The 19,054-nt window shown below is 47.8% G+C and carries 20 protein-coding genes; all 20 read left to right on the top strand.

Translation table 11 applies throughout. The annotated features are described in order from the left end of the window. On the top strand, window positions 1-1,485 hold the full coding sequence (locus ACSBQN_RS08510) for a terminase (protein ID WP_220730914.1): 1,485 nt from the start codon (window positions 1-3) through the stop codon (window positions 1,483-1,485). Between the two features lies 1 nt (window position 1,486). Further along, window positions 1,487-2,866 (top strand): DUF4055 domain-containing protein, encoded by a 1,380-nt coding sequence (locus ACSBQN_RS08505; protein WP_186761237.1) that lies wholly within the window; start codon window positions 1,487-1,489, stop codon window positions 2,864-2,866. Between the two features lie 3 nt (window positions 2,867-2,869). Continuing rightward, window positions 2,870-3,931: a minor capsid protein gene (locus ACSBQN_RS08500; RefSeq protein WP_434991656.1), complete on the top strand. Its 1,062-nt coding sequence runs from the start codon at window positions 2,870-2,872 to the stop codon at window positions 3,929-3,931. 65 nt (window positions 3,932-3,996) lie between these two features. After that, window positions 3,997-4,683, top strand: coding sequence for a hypothetical protein (locus tag ACSBQN_RS08495; RefSeq protein ID WP_004242361.1), 687 nt, complete (start codon window positions 3,997-3,999; stop codon window positions 4,681-4,683). A gap of 5 nt (window positions 4,684-4,688) precedes the next feature. Next, entirely contained in the window at window positions 4,689-5,669 is a 981-nt protein-coding gene (locus ACSBQN_RS08490; RefSeq protein WP_004242362.1) for a major capsid protein, read from the top strand. Window positions 5,670-5,693: 24 nt separating this feature from the next. Next, entirely contained in the window at window positions 5,694-6,071 is a 378-nt protein-coding gene (locus ACSBQN_RS08485; RefSeq protein ID WP_048822299.1) for a DUF7370 family protein, read from the top strand. A 127-nt stretch (window positions 6,072-6,198) separates the two neighbouring features. Beyond that, entirely contained in the window at window positions 6,199-6,414 is a 216-nt protein-coding gene (locus tag ACSBQN_RS08480; protein WP_434991655.1) for a hypothetical protein, read from the top strand. A gap of 1 nt (window position 6,415) precedes the next feature. Further along, window positions 6,416-6,784 carry an HK97 gp10 family phage protein gene (locus ACSBQN_RS08475; protein ID WP_289648942.1) on the top strand — a complete coding sequence of 123 codons (369 nt, stop codon included), beginning with the start codon at window positions 6,416-6,418 and terminating at the stop codon, window positions 6,782-6,784. Next, on the top strand, window positions 6,781-7,152 hold the full coding sequence (locus tag ACSBQN_RS08470; protein WP_214189560.1) for a phage tail termination protein: 372 nt from the start codon (window positions 6,781-6,783) through the stop codon (window positions 7,150-7,152). Before ACSBQN_RS08475 ends, ACSBQN_RS08470 begins: the two co-directional genes overlap by 4 nt. Before the next feature lie 65 nt (window positions 7,153-7,217). Then, window positions 7,218-7,973: an Ig-like domain-containing protein gene (locus tag ACSBQN_RS08465; protein ID WP_218455447.1), complete on the top strand. Its 756-nt coding sequence runs from the start codon at window positions 7,218-7,220 to the stop codon at window positions 7,971-7,973. Window positions 7,974-8,023: 50 nt separating this feature from the next. Continuing rightward, window positions 8,024-8,716, top strand: a complete 693-nt coding sequence (locus ACSBQN_RS08460; RefSeq protein ID WP_434991654.1) for a DUF6246 family protein — start codon at window positions 8,024-8,026, stop codon at window positions 8,714-8,716. A gap of 206 nt (window positions 8,717-8,922) precedes the next feature. Continuing rightward, window positions 8,923-9,663, top strand: a complete 741-nt coding sequence (locus tag ACSBQN_RS08455) for a hypothetical protein (RefSeq protein WP_434991653.1) — start codon at window positions 8,923-8,925, stop codon at window positions 9,661-9,663. 7 nt (window positions 9,664-9,670) lie between these two features. Next, window positions 9,671-10,087 carry a hypothetical protein gene (locus ACSBQN_RS08450; protein WP_369441457.1) on the top strand — a complete coding sequence of 139 codons (417 nt, stop codon included), beginning with the start codon at window positions 9,671-9,673 and terminating at the stop codon, window positions 10,085-10,087. Between the two features lie 404 nt (window positions 10,088-10,491). Then, complete coding sequence (bamE, locus tag ACSBQN_RS08445; RefSeq protein WP_434991652.1) at window positions 10,492-10,872, top strand: outer membrane protein assembly factor BamE domain-containing protein; 381 nt, start codon at window positions 10,492-10,494, stop codon at window positions 10,870-10,872. A gap of 62 nt (window positions 10,873-10,934) precedes the next feature. Next, window positions 10,935-14,258: a tape measure protein gene (locus tag ACSBQN_RS08440; protein WP_434991651.1), complete on the top strand. Its 3,324-nt coding sequence runs from the start codon at window positions 10,935-10,937 to the stop codon at window positions 14,256-14,258. A gap of 39 nt (window positions 14,259-14,297) precedes the next feature. Beyond that, window positions 14,298-14,627, top strand: a complete 330-nt coding sequence (locus tag ACSBQN_RS08435; protein WP_036414548.1) for a phage tail protein — start codon at window positions 14,298-14,300, stop codon at window positions 14,625-14,627. Then, window positions 14,624-15,322 (top strand): phage minor tail protein L, encoded by a 699-nt coding sequence (locus ACSBQN_RS08430; protein ID WP_036414551.1) that lies wholly within the window; start codon window positions 14,624-14,626, stop codon window positions 15,320-15,322. Before ACSBQN_RS08435 ends, ACSBQN_RS08430 begins: the two co-directional genes overlap by 4 nt. A 3-nt stretch (window positions 15,323-15,325) precedes the next feature. After that, complete coding sequence (locus ACSBQN_RS08425) at window positions 15,326-16,039, top strand: C40 family peptidase (RefSeq protein ID WP_166707619.1); 714 nt, start codon at window positions 15,326-15,328, stop codon at window positions 16,037-16,039. Continuing rightward, window positions 15,967-16,548: a tail assembly protein gene (locus tag ACSBQN_RS08420; protein WP_205814236.1), complete on the top strand. Its 582-nt coding sequence runs from the start codon at window positions 15,967-15,969 to the stop codon at window positions 16,546-16,548. Before ACSBQN_RS08425 ends, ACSBQN_RS08420 begins: the two co-directional genes overlap by 73 nt. Next, window positions 16,549-19,054, top strand: a 2,506-nt coding sequence (locus ACSBQN_RS08415; RefSeq protein WP_434991650.1) for a host specificity protein J, incomplete at its 3' end; no start/stop codon positions are given.

Here is a 19,054-nt window from a genome sequence, read left to right as displayed (position 1 = left end):
ATGAAGCCAGAGCATTTAGCGTTACTGCGTAATAAGCAATGGCGTCTGAATAATCTATATTGGATCACCGATAAAGAAGGTCGCCCGGTTCGCTTTAAAATGACGCCTGAGCAAAGTGAGTATTTCGAAGGCATCCACAACCGCAATATCATCCTGAAAGCCCGTCAGCTTGGTTTCACGACAGAGGTCTGCATTATCCAGCTTGATGCGGCAATATTTGAATCAGCCAAGTGCGCACTGATTGCACACACCCTGCCGGATGCAAAACGCCTGTTCCGGGAGAAAATCAAATACGCCTACGAGCGCCTGCCGGACGAAATCAAAGCAGCCAATCCCGCGAGTAATGATTCCGCCGGTGAACTGGTGTTCAGCAAAGGCGGATCAGTTACTGTGTCCGTATCGTTTCGTGGCGGTACGCTGCGTTACCTGCACGTATCGGAGTTCGGGAAGATATGCGCCAAGCAACCAGAGAAAGCCAGGGAGATCGTCACAGGTGCGTTTGAGGCGGTATCGACAGAATGCTTCACGACGATTGAAAGCACAGCAGAAGGTAGGGCAGGTTATTTCTTTGACTACTGCCAACTGGCTGAAAAAGCACTGATGCAGGGGAAGTCACTGTCTCCGCTGGACTGGAAGTTTTTCTTCTTCTCCTGGTGGAAGAATCCGCAGTACGCAATCGACCCTGTTGAGCAGTTACCGCAGCGCCTGACTGACTATTTTGATGAGCTGTCAGGCAAGTACGGAATCACGCTCACCGACCGGCAGAAAGCATGGTACTACGCCAAAGAGAAAACGCTCGGCGACGATATGAAACGGGAATACCCGTCGATACCGTCAGAGGCATTTCAGCAGTCTGTTGATGGTGCGTATTACGCGAAGCAATTCCGCTGGCTGTACGAAAATAAACGCATTGGTGAAGTCCCGGATAACTCACATCTGCCGGTGCATACGTACTGGGATATCGGTGTGGGTGACTCAACGTCAATCTGGTTTGTGCGTGAAGTCGGTGAAGAATTTCACATTATCGATCACTACTCAAACAGCGGAGAAGGTCTGCGGCACTACATGAAAGTACTGAAAGACAAAGGCTATGAATATGCCAGCCACAACGGGCCGCATGATATCGACAACCGCGAGTTCGGTTCAGACGCGAAATCCCGTCGGGAACTGGCGCAGGAAGGGTACGAAATTGACGGGCAAATCTACTCCATCCGCTTTGAGGTGGTGCCGAAGCTATCCGTTGATGAGGGGATTGAGGCAGTGCGCGAAATCCTGCCGCTCTGTGTATTCGATGAGAACAAGTGTGGCGAAGGCATTACCCACCTTGAGGCGTACCGGAAAGAATGGGATGACAAACGCGGGTGCTGGAAAGATAAACCACTTCACGACTACACATCACACGATGCTGACGGATTCCGTTATTTTGCGGTCAGTCGCCGCAACGTCAAACGTCTGACAAAGTCTCTGACATTCAACTGGAACTGACATGAATACAAACGTGGATTACAAACATCCGGCATACACCGAATTTTTACCGGAATGGAATATGATCGGGGACTGCGTTGACGGTGAGCGCGTAGTGAAAAGCCGCGGTGAAAAGTACCTGCCGCACCCAGCAGATAAAAAGCGGGATGACGATGATGGTGAGCGATACAAAAAATATCTTCTCCGTGCTTCGTTTCTGAATGCAACCGGACGAACATTAAGCGGATTACTCGGTATTGCATTCAGTAAGCCGGTAAAAATCAGTATATCGGGTGGAACAAAGAGTCTTGAAGCTGATATTGATGGTCAGGGGCAACCATTGACTCAGATGATCCGCGATGCATTGTCTCAGGTATTGCAGCGTGGCCGTGCCGGACTGCTCAGTGATTTCAGTGGGGCAGGTATCCAGACTGAGGCAGACAAAGGCAGACCATACGTCCGGTTGTTTACGGCGAAGGAGATTATCAACTGGCGGGTCACCGGCGGTAAAACATCACTAGTTGTTGTGAAATATCAGGAACCGGTTGAGTCTGATGATTTTGAGCTGCAAATGCAGGACCGCTGGATTGAGTTACGTCTGATCGACGGGTTGGCACACTCAAGGCGGTGGCAGAAGGACAGTGAAATCAGCTCTGGCGAGTGGATAAAATTCACTGATGCGCAGGGAAAGCCGCTTTCTGAGTTGCCATGGTCGTGGATTGGGTCAAAAAACAATGACCATACTCCTGATGCGCCACCACTGGCGGACATAGCTTATATGAATATAAAGCATTACCAGATTGAGGCAGATATTGCAGAGTCAGCACACACTATCGGTCAGCCGATGGTTGCGCTGTCAGGCCTGACAGATGACTGGGTGAAAAACCACATGTCAGGCGGGTTCACAGTCGGTTCCCGCAAAGGAGTGTTGTTGCCTCAGGGGGGCGATATGAAGTTTGCACAGCCGGAAGAACGCACCATGCAGATTATTGTGGCAGAGCGCCGGGAAAAGCAGATGGCAATGCTGGGAGCAAAGCTGGTTGAGCGAGGCTCATCGGCGAGAACAGCAACACAGGCACTGGATGAAGCACAGACGGATAACTCTGTTTTATCGTTGAGCGCCGGTAATGTTGAGCGGGCTTTTAATCGTGCGCTGGCTTTCTGTATTCAGTTTGCCGGAGCTGGAGAAGCTTCTGTTGAACTCAATAAGACATACGAGATTGCGCAGTTTGATTCGGCAGCAATTACTGCACTTCTGGCATCTGTTCAGTCCGGCAATATGCGGATTGTGGATTTTATCCGGTACATGCAGGGGGCGAACCTTGTCCCGCAGGATGAGAAACCGGAGGATGTAGCTGAAGAGCTGGAGTTGATCAGAGGTACAAATATGCTGGGAGTATAAAATATGCGGCCGGGTCTCATTTTTGATAATGCACTGATGATTCAGATTATGCTGGAAAGGCTCAAATCATCAACTGCTGACACACGTGAACTGGTGTCAGGTATTCGCGCTGCTGTAGCATCCGCATTATCCGGATATTCCGGTAGTGTTTCCTCAGTCAGCAGAGCGAAATCAATTGCGCTGGCGCTGAGAAAAACGCTGAAGCCAGTTCTTTCCGGTTATTCTGACAGATTACTTGATGACATTATCAACGCCGCTGTTGTGATGGCAGACGCTGAATATCACGGGTTTAACTCACTGGTAAAAAACGTTAATCCGGCTGATACTGACAAGGTGCGCAGAGATGTGCAAAACATACCGCTCTCTCTGACGGGATGGAACAGCTCCCTGTTTCTCACCAAATTCATTGAGTCATGGGCCGATACAGCCATGCAGCAGATAGAGAATCAGGTGGTGATATCGTTGTCGTCAGGCGGGAGTGTGGCTGACCTGCAATCAGCGATTAACGGAACTTCAGCGGAACCGCTGATAATCGCAGCGGCAGTGGTTGGCAGGGTGGTCAGGGGATTTCAGACTGTTGCCAGAACGACATTACAACATGCTCACAGTGTGGCGGCGACGGATTTCTATAAAGAGAATTCTGACCTGATTAAGTATGAGGAATTCAGTGCAATACTGGATAACAAAACATCGGCAGTGTGCCGTTCTCTGTCCGGCCGCCGTTATCCGCTTGGTAAAGGACCGAGGCCTCCGCTTCACCCTAACTGCCGTAGTCGCTTGCTCCCGGTGCTTGATGAAAAATATGCAGACTTGTTTGTCACAGAGCCGGTCGGTAATTCTGAATGGGGCGAAGAAACTTATTACGAGTGGCTTTACCGCCAGCCAGCGAACAGGCAGAACATTGTGCTTGGTAAGACCAGGGCACAGTTATTCCGTGAGGGCGGGTTATCACCGGAACGATTCGCAAAATTACAACTCGATAAATACTTCAGACCAATAACACTGAAGGAACTTCAGAAAATCATACCCGATGCCTTCAGAAAGGCCGATATCGAACTCAAATGACCCGCTCCGGCGGGTTTTTTATTACCTGTAGTCAGTGACTACACCATCAAAACCAGAGGTTGACGATGTTTAAGTGGAAATTAACCAAAGAAGAATTTGACGTGCTGACTGAAGAGCATAAGGCCATGTACAAAGAAGCTGGTGACGGATACCAAATCCAGATTGACGGCATGCCTGACATCCCGGATGTGTCCGGTCTTCAGAAGAAAGTCGATGAACTGTTATCTGAGAAGAAATCAGAACAGGAAAAGCGCCGTCAGGCTGAAGAAGCCGCAAAGAAAGCTGCAGAAGAACAGGCCCGTAAAAACGGTGATATCGAATCACTGGAAAAGAGCTGGGCTGAAAAACTCAGCACCCGCGAAAAAGAGTTACTGACACAGTTACAGGAAAAAGATGCCAGCCTGCAAAAACTTTTGGTTGATAACGTCGCGCAGTCGCTGGCGACAAAACTTGCGGGTGACAGTGCCGCGCTGATTGTGCCGCATATCAAATCACGCCTTGCCGTTGAAGATGGTAAAACCCGCGTGGTGGACGCAACTGGGCAACTATCAGCTCTGACTATCGATGAGCTGGAAAAAGAATTCAGAAATAATCAGTTATTTGCGCCGGTCATTATCGGCAGTAAGGCAACCGGAACCAGGGGTGACGGAGGCAAAGACAAATCACCTGCCGGAGGCAGTGATAAACCCAAAAGTGTGAATCCATTGGTGGATCGCGCACGTGAAATCATTGCAAAAAATACAGAGGCATAAGATTTATGACATTGCATATTTTTCAGCACCAGGTATCTCTGGCAGCGACAGAGCTGGTGGCTCAGGCAGTACAGCAGTTTAATGAAGCATCCGGCGGTGCGCTGGTTTTCGGTGATGGTGACCATATTGGTGATTACATTGAGCAGACATCATGGCAGTTACTTGGTGGTCTGGCACAGCGTCGTAATGCATACGGATCAGGTAATCTTACACCGCAGGAGTTAGGGCAAATTCTCGACCGGATGATTAAGGTCGATGGTCGTATCGGGCCGGTATCTGTCACTCCGACGATGATGAAGCGCCTGGGTAAAGACGTATCAGAAGCGGCAGCGGTGGTGTCCGCTCAGGCAGCAGAAGCGATGCTGCAGGATTATCTGAACACTGCAGGTGCGGCACTGAAAGCGGCAATCTCCGGCAACGCAGCGGCAGTTACTGACCTGACAGCAACAGGAAGCGCACCATCACTGCGCGGGCTAAACAAAGGCACCCGCCCGTTTGGTGATGCGTATTCCCGTATTATCGCCTGGCTGATGGACGGTGCAACGTTCAATGACTTTATGGACGAAACACTAACCAACTCCAGTAACCTGTTCCAGATTGGTAACGTGGCCATAAAGCAGGACGGATTCGGACGTCGTTTTGTAATTTCTGATATTCCGTCTCTGTCTGAAGGTAATAAGCAGCATTCACTCGGTCTGGTTACCGGTGCGGCGGCTGTACAGACCTCACCGCTGATCATGAAAGCGCAGGACGTTCTCGGACAAGAAAACATTAAGGCTCTGATGCAGGGGGAATATGATTTCACCATCGGTTTGCGTGGTTATCAGTGGGCGAAGGACAGTATCAAGTCACCGACTAACGAACAGGTAGCCGCAACTGATAACTGGAAACAAATTGCTGCAAGCATCAAAGACACTGCCGGGGTTATGGTGACATTCGGTAAAGATGCTGATGCAGGCGGTAAGGCTGCTAAATCTGCGAAGTAATCGCAGTAATAATCCGGAGGTGATATGGCAGTACAAATCAGTCCGGAGCAGATAGGCGAGCAACTGGAAATGATGGGGTTTGAGGCTCCTGATTTTGCGGTTGCCGCCGCATTATCTGTAGTGGACAGCATTGACGGATGCCTTGATAAGGCAGGGTATACGGATGCGGTGATGACGCTTATCAAGGTGTATTCCGTCATCCTCATCCTGTCTGCGGCTGATGTCCGTAAAATTGCATCAGAACATGCACCGTCCGGTGCTTCAGTTTCGTACCAGTATTTTGCTGACGGCAGAAAATCGTTGCTGAAATTGTTATCCGCACTGGATACCGCCGGATGCACAGATAACCTGCCTATTGACCGGCCGGTCGGCATTATTCAGTTTGACGTGAACCGGGGGTGATATGGGTAAAATCCTTCGCAGGTTCTGCAAGGGATGGGCAACTATCTGGAGGATTGAAGGCAAAGACAGTTACGGCAAGCCGAAATTTTCAGAGCCCATTCATATCCGGTGTGACTACGGAAGCAGGATGAGTGACGGAACAAAAACGGTAGGCACTGAAATTGTCATCAAAAATGTCATCTGGACGGAATACAGCGAAGCCACACAGGATGATTACATCGCTATCGGCAAGCATGACGGACAAGATCCGTTCGTGGCCGGAGCCAGCAGAATCAAAGCTGTTGACCGTGACCGCGATATTAACGGCGGCAAAGATGACTACACTCTAACAACGGCGGTGTGACATGGGAGCAAAAGTAACCGGTATTAACCGTGCTGTTGCTGACCTTAATGCGCTGGTCGGTAATATCACGTCAAAGAAAGTCAGCAGGGCCATGCATCGCGCGCTGGATATCGGCGGCAGACAGGCTGCGGTATACACACCGATTGATACAAAGACACTGATCAACTCTCAGTTCCGTGATGTGGAGGTGAAAGGAACGTTGTTTACCGGGCGTGTGGGTTACTCAGCATCCTATGCTGTTTTCGTTCACGACCCGAATGTGAAGCAGAGCTTCCGCAGACCGACAGCGAAGAAAGAATTCCTCACTAAAGGCTTTGAGGAAACACAGCAGATGATTGACCAGGCTGTCGCGGAGGAAATGCGCATATGACCACCATAGAGCAGGTTAAGCGTTATTTTTCCGAGTCAGGGCTGTCTGACGGTTTTATCATTCAGGACTATGAATGGTCAGAATCCGGCGGGCATGACCCGGATGCATACATGGTTTTTCAGCAGCGGGACGGAACCGGAAGAATCAATGATCTTGGTGGTGACGATTTTTTCACTGTGTCGTTAATTTCTGGCAAGGGCTGGGTTGAATTCGTCGCTCAGAGAGCCTATGCAATACTTGATTATGTCAGGTGCCATGCTCAGTCTCATGGTCTTAATTTCATCATCAATACATCCGGGTTCGTGAATCCGGTTCAGACGGCAGAGGGGAGGTATTGGATTCCCCTGACCTTCCGCTGCACATCATAAACAAACACACTTCAAACAGGTCGCTTATGCGGCCTTTTTTTATTTGCAAATAAAGAGGTTACAACATGGCACAATGCCCTGATGATAAAGGCCTGGTGATGGGTAATGCGGGAATTCTCCGCATCGCGCCCGGTTGCCCGGGTACGGTTCCTGAACAGTCAGCGTTTCTGCGTCTCGGCGCACTGACCAGTAAAGGGCTGGATTACGGAACTGAAACAGTTACATCCAAGGCTGATGACACGAAAGGCCTGACAGAGGCCATCGTGACCGGTCTGGATTTAACCATTAAGTTTGATGGTGAACTGAAGCGCAAAGGTGCCGATGGTTCCACGTCTGCTTTTGATATCGCTAAAGAAATCCTTGCTGAAGTCAAGGCCAGCCGTCAGCCGTCATATTGGGTGCAGCTCGACATGAAAGGCGATGGTAGTGATGTGATTCAGGGTTACATGAACTTCACATCATGGTCTATGGAGTTTCCGACCAAAGAAATCTCCACGTATTCCGGTGAGCTGAAAGTCGCAGACGCTGACAGCTTTGAATGGCTGCAGGAAGAAATCGTGGTTCAGAGCATCGCAGCCAACCCCGCGACACTGACTGTGAAAGCCGGTGAAACGGCAACATTCACGGTCGGATTTAATCCGGTTAACGCGACAAACAAAAATTACGAGGTGGTCAGCGATAAGCCTAACTTCGCTACCGTCAGTAAGCTACTGAATGTTGTCACTGTCACCGGTGTCGCAGCCGGTACCGCGAATATTACAGTCACATCGGAAGATGGCAGTAAGACGGCGAAATGTGTCGTTACAGTCACTGCGGCCTAAATATTACAAAGGGTATCTCCGGATGCCCTTGATAATGTTCAGGAGGATATATGACACCGCGTTTAGAATACGGCGAGATGGTGATATCCACTGCCGAAAATGATTACCTGTTCCGCCCGTCGCTGGATGCCATGACGCGAATCGGTGAGCCTAAAGAGATTGTGAGTGCGTTTACGCGATTAAATGGCTCAGAGGTACAACAAATTATAGCGTCTGCCGTAGACGCTTACGGAGTGGTTCCTGAATGGCTGATTGCACTGTTAAATAAACCGGTTTACGGGCGCAGCATTTTATCGACAGCAATGGACGTGATGCAGGCATGTTGTAATGATGACTGTTCTGAGGTTATCGGTGAATGGCGGGTTGGCAAATCCGGCATAGTGTACCGGCGCGGCGCTATGCATTATCGCAATATCATCCTGCTGGCGCGCGAGCTAATGACCCACGGCATTATCGGTAAAGCTAAGGTGCGCAAACTCCAGCGCAACGAAGGTAAAGACGAATACTCCGACGAGTTCCGCGCCGTCGATTACATCAGTGCCGCCCGTGTGCATTTCAACATCACCCGCAGTGAAGCGGAGCAACTCACGATGACTGAGTTCGTGATGATGCTGAAAGCGAAATATCCGGATGAGAAAGGCTTCACAGCAGATGAGTATGAGGCTATCACCAAGGCCGATGATGCCCGTAACGATGACCTGATTAAGGGTAAGCGCCGGTTGGTGAGCAGAAGTCGGGTGTGACCGAGCCCCGGAAGGGGCTATCCGGTGCTGAGTTGTGCGGTGTGGGCGGTGGGGTAAAATGGAACAGGTCGGAACGAACCGGAACAGTCTGGAACATCACAAATACAAGTATTCCTGTTGAAGTAAACCAAAGGTTGATTTACCATAAACCGGCTTTACTACCCCTTTTTTGCTTTTATACATCTATACATCATGGACATTGATTAATGTTGCAGCCTCAATCGAAAGGTAACGAAATCTTAGATGCTCTTACTGGCTCCATCCTCAAGGGTGAGCTAGATCTGCTCCCTATTCAGGTGGCAGGAATTAAGCGTGAGATAAGTAAGATCGATAATGTGGCATTTAAAATGCACTTGAGTGGAATTCTTGCTCTTTTGCAGGGCAAAGATGTACATGAGGCAATGGAATTGTGTGAAAAGGCGATATCATTAGATACCAGTGAATCCCTATATTGGAGCAATTACATCGTTGTTTTGAGAAACCTTGGTTACTTGAAAAAACATAATGAATTTGTGAAAGATTCATTTTATCTCATTGAATACTTTCCAAAAAGGGTGAGTTATGAACTTCTTTCCTTGGGAATGTTAAGCTTGGATTTTGAGATAATTCAAAAAACCATGCAGTTTTTGGACAAGGTCGATATTAAAATGGAAGACATTGGTATCGACGGGTCTAAAGGGGGGACGATTATGTTGATGTGCGAGAATACTGAGCAAGTAACTAAGCTTACCCCGATGGTCTCGCATTTATTTGATGTGTTAAATGAGCAATATAACGGACAGATCGCTTTCCTCTTGAGAACAGATGATGGCACTATGGGGTATATATTTAAGGTCAAACTTAGTTTGAGCGATGTAGAGCGCTTGAACGATGAGTTATTTGACAGATTATATGACAATGATTTATTGCATGATGATTGTTTCGTCCACATAGAAGCAAAGGAATAGCAGAGTCATGGAAAAATACGATTTTTTAGGATACGCGAAAAATTTAATCAAAAACGATACTTCTGAGGTTGCTATCAGGGTAGCTATCAGTCGTTCTTATTATTCGTGTTTTTACCACTCTATAGACCTCATAAAGCCTGATTACATCAGTAGTGACGAATGGAAATCGTTGAAATTCGGCGATCATAAAAAGTTAATCCATTCTTTACACCATTATTCTGGCTGCCATGGATATGTCCCCAAGAAACTAGCTGCAAAGGTAGCCAATAAACTTAACTATCTTAAGACTATGCGACAAGATGCAGATTACGATTTAAAGTCGCCCCAGACTGTATTACAAGCTAATCAGGTCATTAACGAGTCAGATAAACTTATAGAACTGATCAATAGTTTGGAAGTGTCTTCAGAAAAAGCACAAGCATAAATATTGTTATGCAGCAAACAAAACCCGCTCCGGCGGGTTTTTTGTTGCTGCCGATCTCAAATGTTCACACCGTTTTGCTTTCCTTTGCGCCTCCAGATGATTAACATGAGGCCGTCCGTGGCCTGCTGGTTAATTGATTAACGCAGAGTGCTTGCCGTTAAGGCTTTTCTGCAAGAGCATGAGGAACGCATAGTCATCCTTGAAGCGGTCATATAACCGACTAGCAATAGGAGAATCGACACTGCGCAATGCCGGATATAACTCAATTTTCCATGCGGTGTAAATCGCCTCGTACTTCCGCATGCTGTTTGGTGTGATTATTGCTGTCGCTTTGGGGCTGGCTGGATTAATGGCGAAGGGCTTCGGCTGGTTGTGATTTAAAGCTAATTATTGAGGGTGGGGATGTGAAGAAGATTTTAGGTACACTATCACTTGTATTGGCAATGATGTTTTTATTTGGCTGCACAAATAAAACACCAGACTTTAACCAGAGGTCATCGATGCTCTCGATAGGCATGTCTAAGGCTGATGTGCGCGGTATTCTTGGAGACCCGAGAAGAACAGATGTAAACCAAGAGCGTGAGCGTTGGATATATTGGAGTCAGGTCTATTATGGGTTTACCCCAGTAGATAACGAACAATTGGCCAATGACCGGCTAACAGTCACCTTCAATGATGGTAAGGTGGTTAAGTGGGGTCAGCTGGCTTTTGCTGATGATATGCTTGAGGCATCGCAGAAATCAGCAGAGGCCATCATGAGAGCATCACAGCCAAGTCAAAAATAATAGCAAGAGACTTCAACAAACCCTGCCTACCGGCGGGGTTTTTCATTTTAAGGAGCCGGTAAATGGCACAAGTAGGCGAAATCGTATATCAGGTGCAGATGGATGTTGCTCAGTTGCTGACATCACAGCGTCAACTGGATCAGCGACTGAGAAATATGGAGGGCGGATTTAACCGCACAACGACCTCCGTCAATGGTACAGAGCGGTCAATGGCTGCCTTGTCACGGGTTGCCGCATCTCTGACTGCTTACTTGTCTGTGTCAGCCGTTACCAGCTACGCGGAAGCTTGGACGATGCTGAATAACAAACTCGTCAACTCCATAAAGACCGGAGAGACGCTGGCGGTGGTGAATCAGCGCGTGTTTGATATTGCTCAGAACAGTCGTTCAAGCCTTGACGGTATCGCAACGCTGTATTCACGACTGGAAAGAGCGATGCGCAGTGCCGGGCTCAGCGGCGAAGAGTTAGGGCAGATAACCACCACTATCTCAAAGGCAATGATCGTTTCAGGTGCCACAGCAGCAGAATCAGAAGGTGCACTTGTCCAGTTATCACAGGCACTGGCATCTGGTGTACTGCGCGGGCAGGAATTTAACTCAATGAGTGAACAGGCTCCGGCACTGATGAAAGGACTTGCGGATTCACTGGGTGTCAGCATCGGCAAGCTGAGGGCGATGGCCGCAGAAGGCAAATTAACCACGGATGTACTGTTAAAAGCATTCCGTGAAATGGGACCAGCTATTGAGAAGGAGTTTGCGAATACAACACAAACAATGTCGCAGTCTCTTCAGATCGCCAGCAATAATATTACTAAATTCTTTGGCGAAAACACCACTGTTAAGACATTTATAAACATCTTCAACGACGCTACCGTATCTGCCAGCAACAATCTGGAATCACTGGCTAACGTATTGCTTATTGCAGCCGGTGTCATGGGGTCTAGATATGTTGGAGCTCTTACGCTATCAGCTACCGCTCAAGCAAAGAAAGTTAAAGAGACACTTGCCGGTATGGCGGCGACAAAACAAGCGGTCAGAGTTGAGATCGAAGCCGCCACGGCAACAATCAACAGAATTGCAGCTGAGAAGACTCTGGCTGTGACAGTTCAGCAGTCGCTGGGTGCGCAGCTGGCAGCAGCCACTACTGAAGCGCAGAGAACCAGAATTCGCCGTGAATTGGCAGTAAACTCATCAGTAATAACAGGATTAACACAGCAGGAAACCGCAGCTACAAATAGTCTCGCTGCGGCACAGAACAGACTTAACGTTGCAAGTGGGTTGGCAAGCAAAGCTCTATCCTTGATTGGTGGACCGGTTGGTGCTGCGATGTTGGCCGGAGCCGCTGTGTATTATTTTTTCCAAAAAGCTGAAGAAGCAAAAAGATCAGCACAAGAGTTTGCTGATTCACTAAATGAATTGCGTGCCAGCATGGATAAAATGTCTCGCACCGAACTGGCAGCAAAAATAGCAGATGCCAGGGACGAGCTCGAAGTTCTGACGGATGCTCAGCGCTCTGCAGAGCAGGAGGTTAAAAATCTCAAAACAGCATACAAAGCATATTCTGATGGGGTATTACACTTTGGTAGTACCCAGGAGAACCTCGAAATAATATCCAGAAAATTAGCAAAAGCAGAAGCCAATCTTGAGCGCGTGCAAAATGATAGAAGCAAGACTGTGAATTTTATCAGTGCAGCGCAAGCGAAGTTAAACGGGGAATTGTTGCAGGGCGAGGAGCTGCTAAAGCGAGAGGCGAGTACTTTGCTACCTAATGCCGGAGCAGCACTTCGCGCTTACGGGCTTGACCTTGACGGAGCCACAAAAGCAAAACAAAAGTTCAATTCAGCAAGCCTGAAAGTTGAATGGTCAGATGCTGGCGCTGACATGAAAAAGACGCTTGAACGTGAAATTGAAATGGCTGGAGCGAAGGATGACGTAGTAAGACGTCAATTACAGGTCAAGTATTATGTTGAAGATAAAGGGATATCAGAGCAGGAAGCTGAAAAACTTGCTGAATTAGCTGCTAAAGCTGGCGAGGCAAGCGAAGCAAAAAAAACCGGTATTAAAATATCAAGGGAGGCGGTATCCGAAGCAAAAAAAGAAGCAACAGAAGCGAAAAAACTCAAACAGAAGATAACCGACCTGGCTAATGCGACGAAAGTTGCAGAGCTGGAAACAAAAGGGCTGTCCCGCGAGGCTGCAATTCTTGAAGCAGTACAGAAGCTTGGTTCAAAAGCTAATTCTGCTCAGATCGCCGAAGTTACAGCACTGGCCGGTAAAGAGTACGACCTTACGCAGAAAATCAAAGACCGAAAAGAGGCTTTTGAGCAAAACCCTCAGGCAAAAGTTGATCAGGACATCAAACATGCCGGTGAGCAGCTTGAACGGCAACTGAAAGGCAACCTCATCACCGAGGAGCAGTATCAGAAACGCAGCATTGAGTTAAAAGCGGAACACGCCAGAAAAACGGCGGAGATAAATGCGAAATCAGCCGTCACTCCTGTTCAGGATATGGTGGCTCAGGTTGATCCTGTTCAGGCGCTGGCTAATGAGCACGCTCAGAAGTTGGCACTGATTAAAGATTTTGAAAATCAGAAAGTTATTACGGCACAGCAAAGTCTTGCGCTGATAAATGCAGCAAACACTGAGTATGAGAAAGCAAGACTGAATGCTCAGTGGGAAATCTGGCGTAATCAGAGTCAGGCCAATCAGTTTCTCGCAGATGGTCTTGATGCTCTCGGTCAGCGCTCATCCAACGTACTGACAGGGCTTATTACCAGCGCACAGAGTCTTAATGATGCATTCCGTAATGTAGCATCAACCATTGTTGATGAGGCTGTAGGGGCGTTAGTTCAGATGGGGATGCAGCAGATTAAAAATATGGTTGTTGGTGAGGCCATGTCAACAGCAGCGCAGGCATCTACTGTTGCTCAGGCCGTGGCAGTACAATCAGCATGGGCTCCAGCGGCAATGAGTGTTGCTATTGCAACGATGGGGGCGGCGGTTACAGCCGGTTCAGCGTCTTACATGTCAGCCATGGCGGCGAGTAAAACAATGGCTGTCGCCGGAGCCCGTTATAACGGTGGCCCCGTTGACGCTAACAAAATGTATCGTGTTGGTGAGAATGGGCAGCCTGAAATATTCAAGGCGTCGAACGGTCATCAGTACATGATCCCCAGTGACAGCGGAAAAGTAATCAGTAACCGGCAAATGGGTGGCGATGGTGGTGTCAGCATAGGGGATATGCACTTCAATTTTCAGGTTCAGGCTACCAATGGCATGACAGAAAAGGAAGCAACAATGATAACCAGGATGGTTAAAGGTACTGTATATGACGTTCTGATGACAGAAATCAGAAGCGGTGCAATACAAGGTAATCAGCGCTATTAACAGCCACCAGTACGGTGGCTTTTTTAATGGAACCGATAAATGGATGAATTTAAATGGCGTCCTGAGGATGCCTGCCAAATTAATAATGAACCGAAGGTCAGGGTTGCAAAGTTCGGCAATGGCTACGAGCAGAGAGCCAAAGACGGAATCAATAATCACCTTAAAACATATAACCTGGCATTCATCAAACCGGTTTCTGTCGGACGTGAAATAGATAATTTTCTCAGTCAGCGTGGGGCAGTGGAATCATTCCTGTGGCTGACAGGGGATGACAGAACCCTGCGGACATTCGTGTGCCGTAACTGGCAGGTAACGAGGAAACAGTCTGTCTGGCAGATTGATTGTGTATTTGAGGAGGTGGTTGCGTGAGAGATATTCCGGCAGATATGCGGATTGCGGTTACTCAGATTGAACAATCAGCAATGCTTGATTTGTATGAGGTGGATTTAAGTCGCTTCGGCGGGAATGTATACCGCTTTCATGACGGAATGAACGGCCTGTTGAAACCGGTGATTTGGCAGGGTAACCGATATGATCCGTATCCGGTTCAGGTAACCGGACTCAGCATGACAGCGCAGGGAGCGTCAGCAAGGCCGAAGATGACATTCGCCAACATTGATGGGTTGCTGACTGCAATCAATAACGATTATGACGACGCACTGGGGGCGATTGTTACCAGACGGCAGGTTATGGAGCAATATCTTGATGCGGTAAATTTTCCGGATGGAAACAATCAGGCAGATCCGTCCCGCGAGGCTGTACAGAAATTTGTCATTGAGCAACGTGAAAATTCAGACTCAGATTTCGTTACATATGTGCTGGCGCTGCCGACAGAAACAGATAATGCACAGATTCCCGCCCGGGTTATTCAGGCTGATATATGCCCGTGGCGGTATCGTGGACAGGATTGCGGGTATGACGGGCCTCCTGTCGCAGACGAAAAGGATCAGCCGACCAATGACCCGACAAAAGATCAGTGCTCTCATAAGTACCGTGGCTGCAAACTTCGCCACTCCTCAGTATTGCCGTTCGGTGGGTTTCTCGGCTCCAACAAACTAGGTTAACCCATGATTGAAAGTAACATTATCGCACATGCAACAACGGAAGGTGTGAGGGAGTCGTGTGGGCTGGTTTCAGGAGGAATTTATTTCCCATGTACCAATATTCACCCTGACCCGGAAAATTATTTTGAAATCAGCTCAGAGGAATGGTTGAGAGCTGAGAGTCATGCCGAAGTGGAAGCTGTCGTGCACAGCCATCCGGCTGGACTGCCATTTTTAAGCGCGGGCGACAGGGATATGCAGGTTAAAACCGGATTACCGTGGTGGCTCGTTTGTGATGACCGGTTACTGAAATTTAATCCTGTTCCGCGATTGCTGGGGCGTGAGTTTAATCACGGTGTGCAGGACTGCTACAGCATTATCCGGGATGCTTACCATTTGTGCGGCATCAGTCTTGATGACTTTGAGCGACATGATAATTGGTGGTACACCGGTGACAATCTGTATCTGGATAACATCTCCGGACAGGGTTTTTATCAGGTTGATGAAGTACAGGATGGCGACGTTATTCTTATCTGCCTGGGTACATCAAAACCTTGTCATGCGGCGCTATATATCGGTAATCAGGAGATTCTTCATCATCGCCCTGATCGTTTGAGTAAGCGGGATGTTTACGGTGGCTACTGGTTTAAATTCACACACAGCATATGGAGGCACAAACAGTGGTCAGATTACAGTTTGCTGGCTATTTACGCCGATATGGACGCCGGTTTGAATTAGAGGTCAGCAGTGCAGGTGAGGCGTTAAGATGTCTGTGTTATCAGATTGACGGATTAAAACGGGAAATAAACCGTGGGCAGTTCAGGGTACGCGTTGCCGGTCATGATATGACAGAGGACTGCATAGTGGCAGGATTACACACTCCACTTAATGACAATGATGTTATCACGATAGTGCCGGTTATAGGTGGCGCAAAATCAGGTGGCTTCCTTGGCATTATCGGCGGCGCAGCGCTAATTGCCGGGGCATTCTTTATTCCGGGAGGTTTTCTGGCAACGATGACATCGACGGCCATGTTTGCTGCTGGTGTCGGAATAGCGGCAGCAGGGGTGGCAACGATGCTGACAAGAACACCGGGCGCACCAAATTTCAGTGAGGGCAATTCAGAAAGTAACCAGTATTTCAGCTCACTTTCCAACAGAATCGGGCAAGGATATCCCGTTCCGCTTTGTTATGGAGAGATGGTGGTTGGCTCAAATGTGATTTCACAGGGGTTGGAGACAGTATAAATGGGCAAAGGTGGTGGTGGCGGAAGCACGCCGAGTCTGGTTGATGACAACCTGAAAAATAAGCAGTTTCTGAACATTATTGATTTGGTGTCAGAAGGTCCTATTGAAGGACCGGTTGGCGGAATGCAGGGATTCCTGCTGAACGGAACGCCTATAGTCGATAAACAAGGTAATCCGAATATTCGCGGGGTCGAAGTTCAGTGGAGATCGGGTACGCAGTCTCAGTCTCCGCTCGATGGTTTCCCGTTTGTTGAGAAAGAAATACCTGTAAACGTGGAAGTGAAAAAAGAAACACCTATATTGCGTACGGTATCTGATCAGGAAGTCGATCGCATTCGCTTTACATTAGGTGTTTCGGCGCTGGTAAAACAGGACAACAAAGGCAACCAGGAAAACACTTCTGTTCAGATGCTTGTCGAGATTAATGCTGGCAGCGGATGGGTGACAGAAAAAACAATCACAATAGGTCCCGGGAAAATAAGTGGTCAGTACCTTGAATCACATATTATCAACGCGCCAAAGCAAAAGCCGTTTCAGATAAGAGTATCGCGCCTCACTGATGACAGTAAAAGTGACCTTCTTAAAAACGGGACGGTGTGGGCCAGCTATACAGAAATTACGGATGCTAAATTTTCATACCCAAACTCCGCTGTGGTTGGTATGCGCATTGATAAATCTCAGTATGGTGACACGCCTAAACGTACATATCATATCAAAGGGCTGATTGTTCAGGTCCCGGATAATTATGACCCGGAAACCCGCAGCTATAACGGTATATGGACGGGGAGGTTTAAGCCTGCATGGACAGACAATCCCGCATGGATTTTTTACGATCTGGTGACCAATGGGCGTTACGGGATTGGTTCCGTGATGGGGCGTTTTGGTTGTGACCGGTTTGCTTTGTATGCGATAGCCAGGTATTGCGATGAAATGGTTTCGGATGGGTTTGGCGGCAAAGAGCCACGATTTACTTTCAATGCCTATATTACCTCACAGCGGAAAGCGAAAGACGTTATTGATGATTTGGCATCCGTATTTCGCGGAATGCCTTTATGGGATGGAGTGCAGTTAACCTGCTTTCAGGACAGGCCCGCAGATCCGGAATGGACATACACAAACTCAAATGTTATCGGCGGGAAATTCAATTATACATCAACAGCTAAAAGTGCAAGGCATAATGCAGTTGAAGTTTCATGGATTAACCCGGATAACGGCTGGAAGGAAGAGAGGGAGTTTATACAGGATGATGGTCAGATCATAAGATTTGGCGGACTGAATGTTAAGAAAGTAACGGCTTTCGGTTGCACCAGCAGGGGGCAGGCTCATCGTGTTGGTAAATGGATTCTGGAAACAGAGAAGCTTGAGACTGAAAGTGTAACATTCACGACTTTCAGGGAGGGTATTAATTGTCTTCCGGGTGACATCATTGAAATAGCGGATGATTCATTTGCGGGTTCAAAAGTCGGTGGCCGGGTTTTAGATGTTGTTGGCAGCAGAGTAAAAACAGATGCACCTATAAAATGGTCTTCTGGTGATAAGGGATATTTTGCGTACCTCGGCGGCAGCGGGAAGTTCATCAGAACAGAAATATCATCAGTAGATGGCGATATTGTTATCCTGAAGAGCGAACCAGCCGGACTGCAAAAATTCGGTGTGTTTTCTGTATCGAAAAACACGCTGATTACGCGAATGTTCCGGGTACTGACTATTACTGAAGATAAAGACGGTAACTATCAGTTTAACTGTATTCTCCATGAACCAAAAAAGGAGCGCATTGTTGATGATGGTGTTAATTTTACCGGTAATCCGACTGCACAAAATACGGTTCGAATCCCTGACATTGAACGCCTTTCCGTAGCTTATATCAATGACAGTTCTCAGGTTCAGGCCAGAGTTATGTGGGCCATGACAACAGCTAACCGCAATATTTCTTACGTTGTTTCTGTTTATAAAGATGACAAGGTTGTCCTTACTGGTGAAACGTCTGATCTTGAATATTATTTCAACGGATTGGCCGCTGGGGAATATCTGGTTGGCGTACGCGGCAAAGATAAAAATGGAATGCTGGGAAGCGAGTCGAAAGTGCTGATGGTTATTGGTGCGCCAGCGGCCCCTTCGTTTATCAGAGTTGAGTCAGGCTTCTTTGAGGTGAAATTGATACCACATATCAGTGCCCCGCACACACTGAATACTGAGTTTGAATTTTGGTTTTCCGGTGAAAGCAGAATAGAAAATATCAGTGAAATAGAGCTAAAGGCTGAGTTTTTAGGTAGGGCTAAGTTATGGACTAAAGGACAGCTAAAGCCTGGTCATGATTACTGGTTCTATGCGAGAAGTCTTAATGAGTACGGCAAATCTCATTTTGTAGAAGCTAAAGGGCAAGCTGATGATAATACCGAAGCCATCCTCGATGAATTATCAGGGCAGATTGGGCGAGACCAATTAGCTCAAGACTTATTGGGTGAGATTAACAGTAAAGCTGAACAATCAGCTGTTATGGCGCTAA

Source organism: Morganella sp. B601 (assembly GCF_051172335.1).
Classification (GTDB): domain Bacteria; phylum Pseudomonadota; class Gammaproteobacteria; order Enterobacterales; family Enterobacteriaceae; genus Morganella; species Morganella morganii.
Note: the sequence above shows the minus strand (reverse complement) of the source record. Positions and strands in the feature narration are given on the sequence as shown.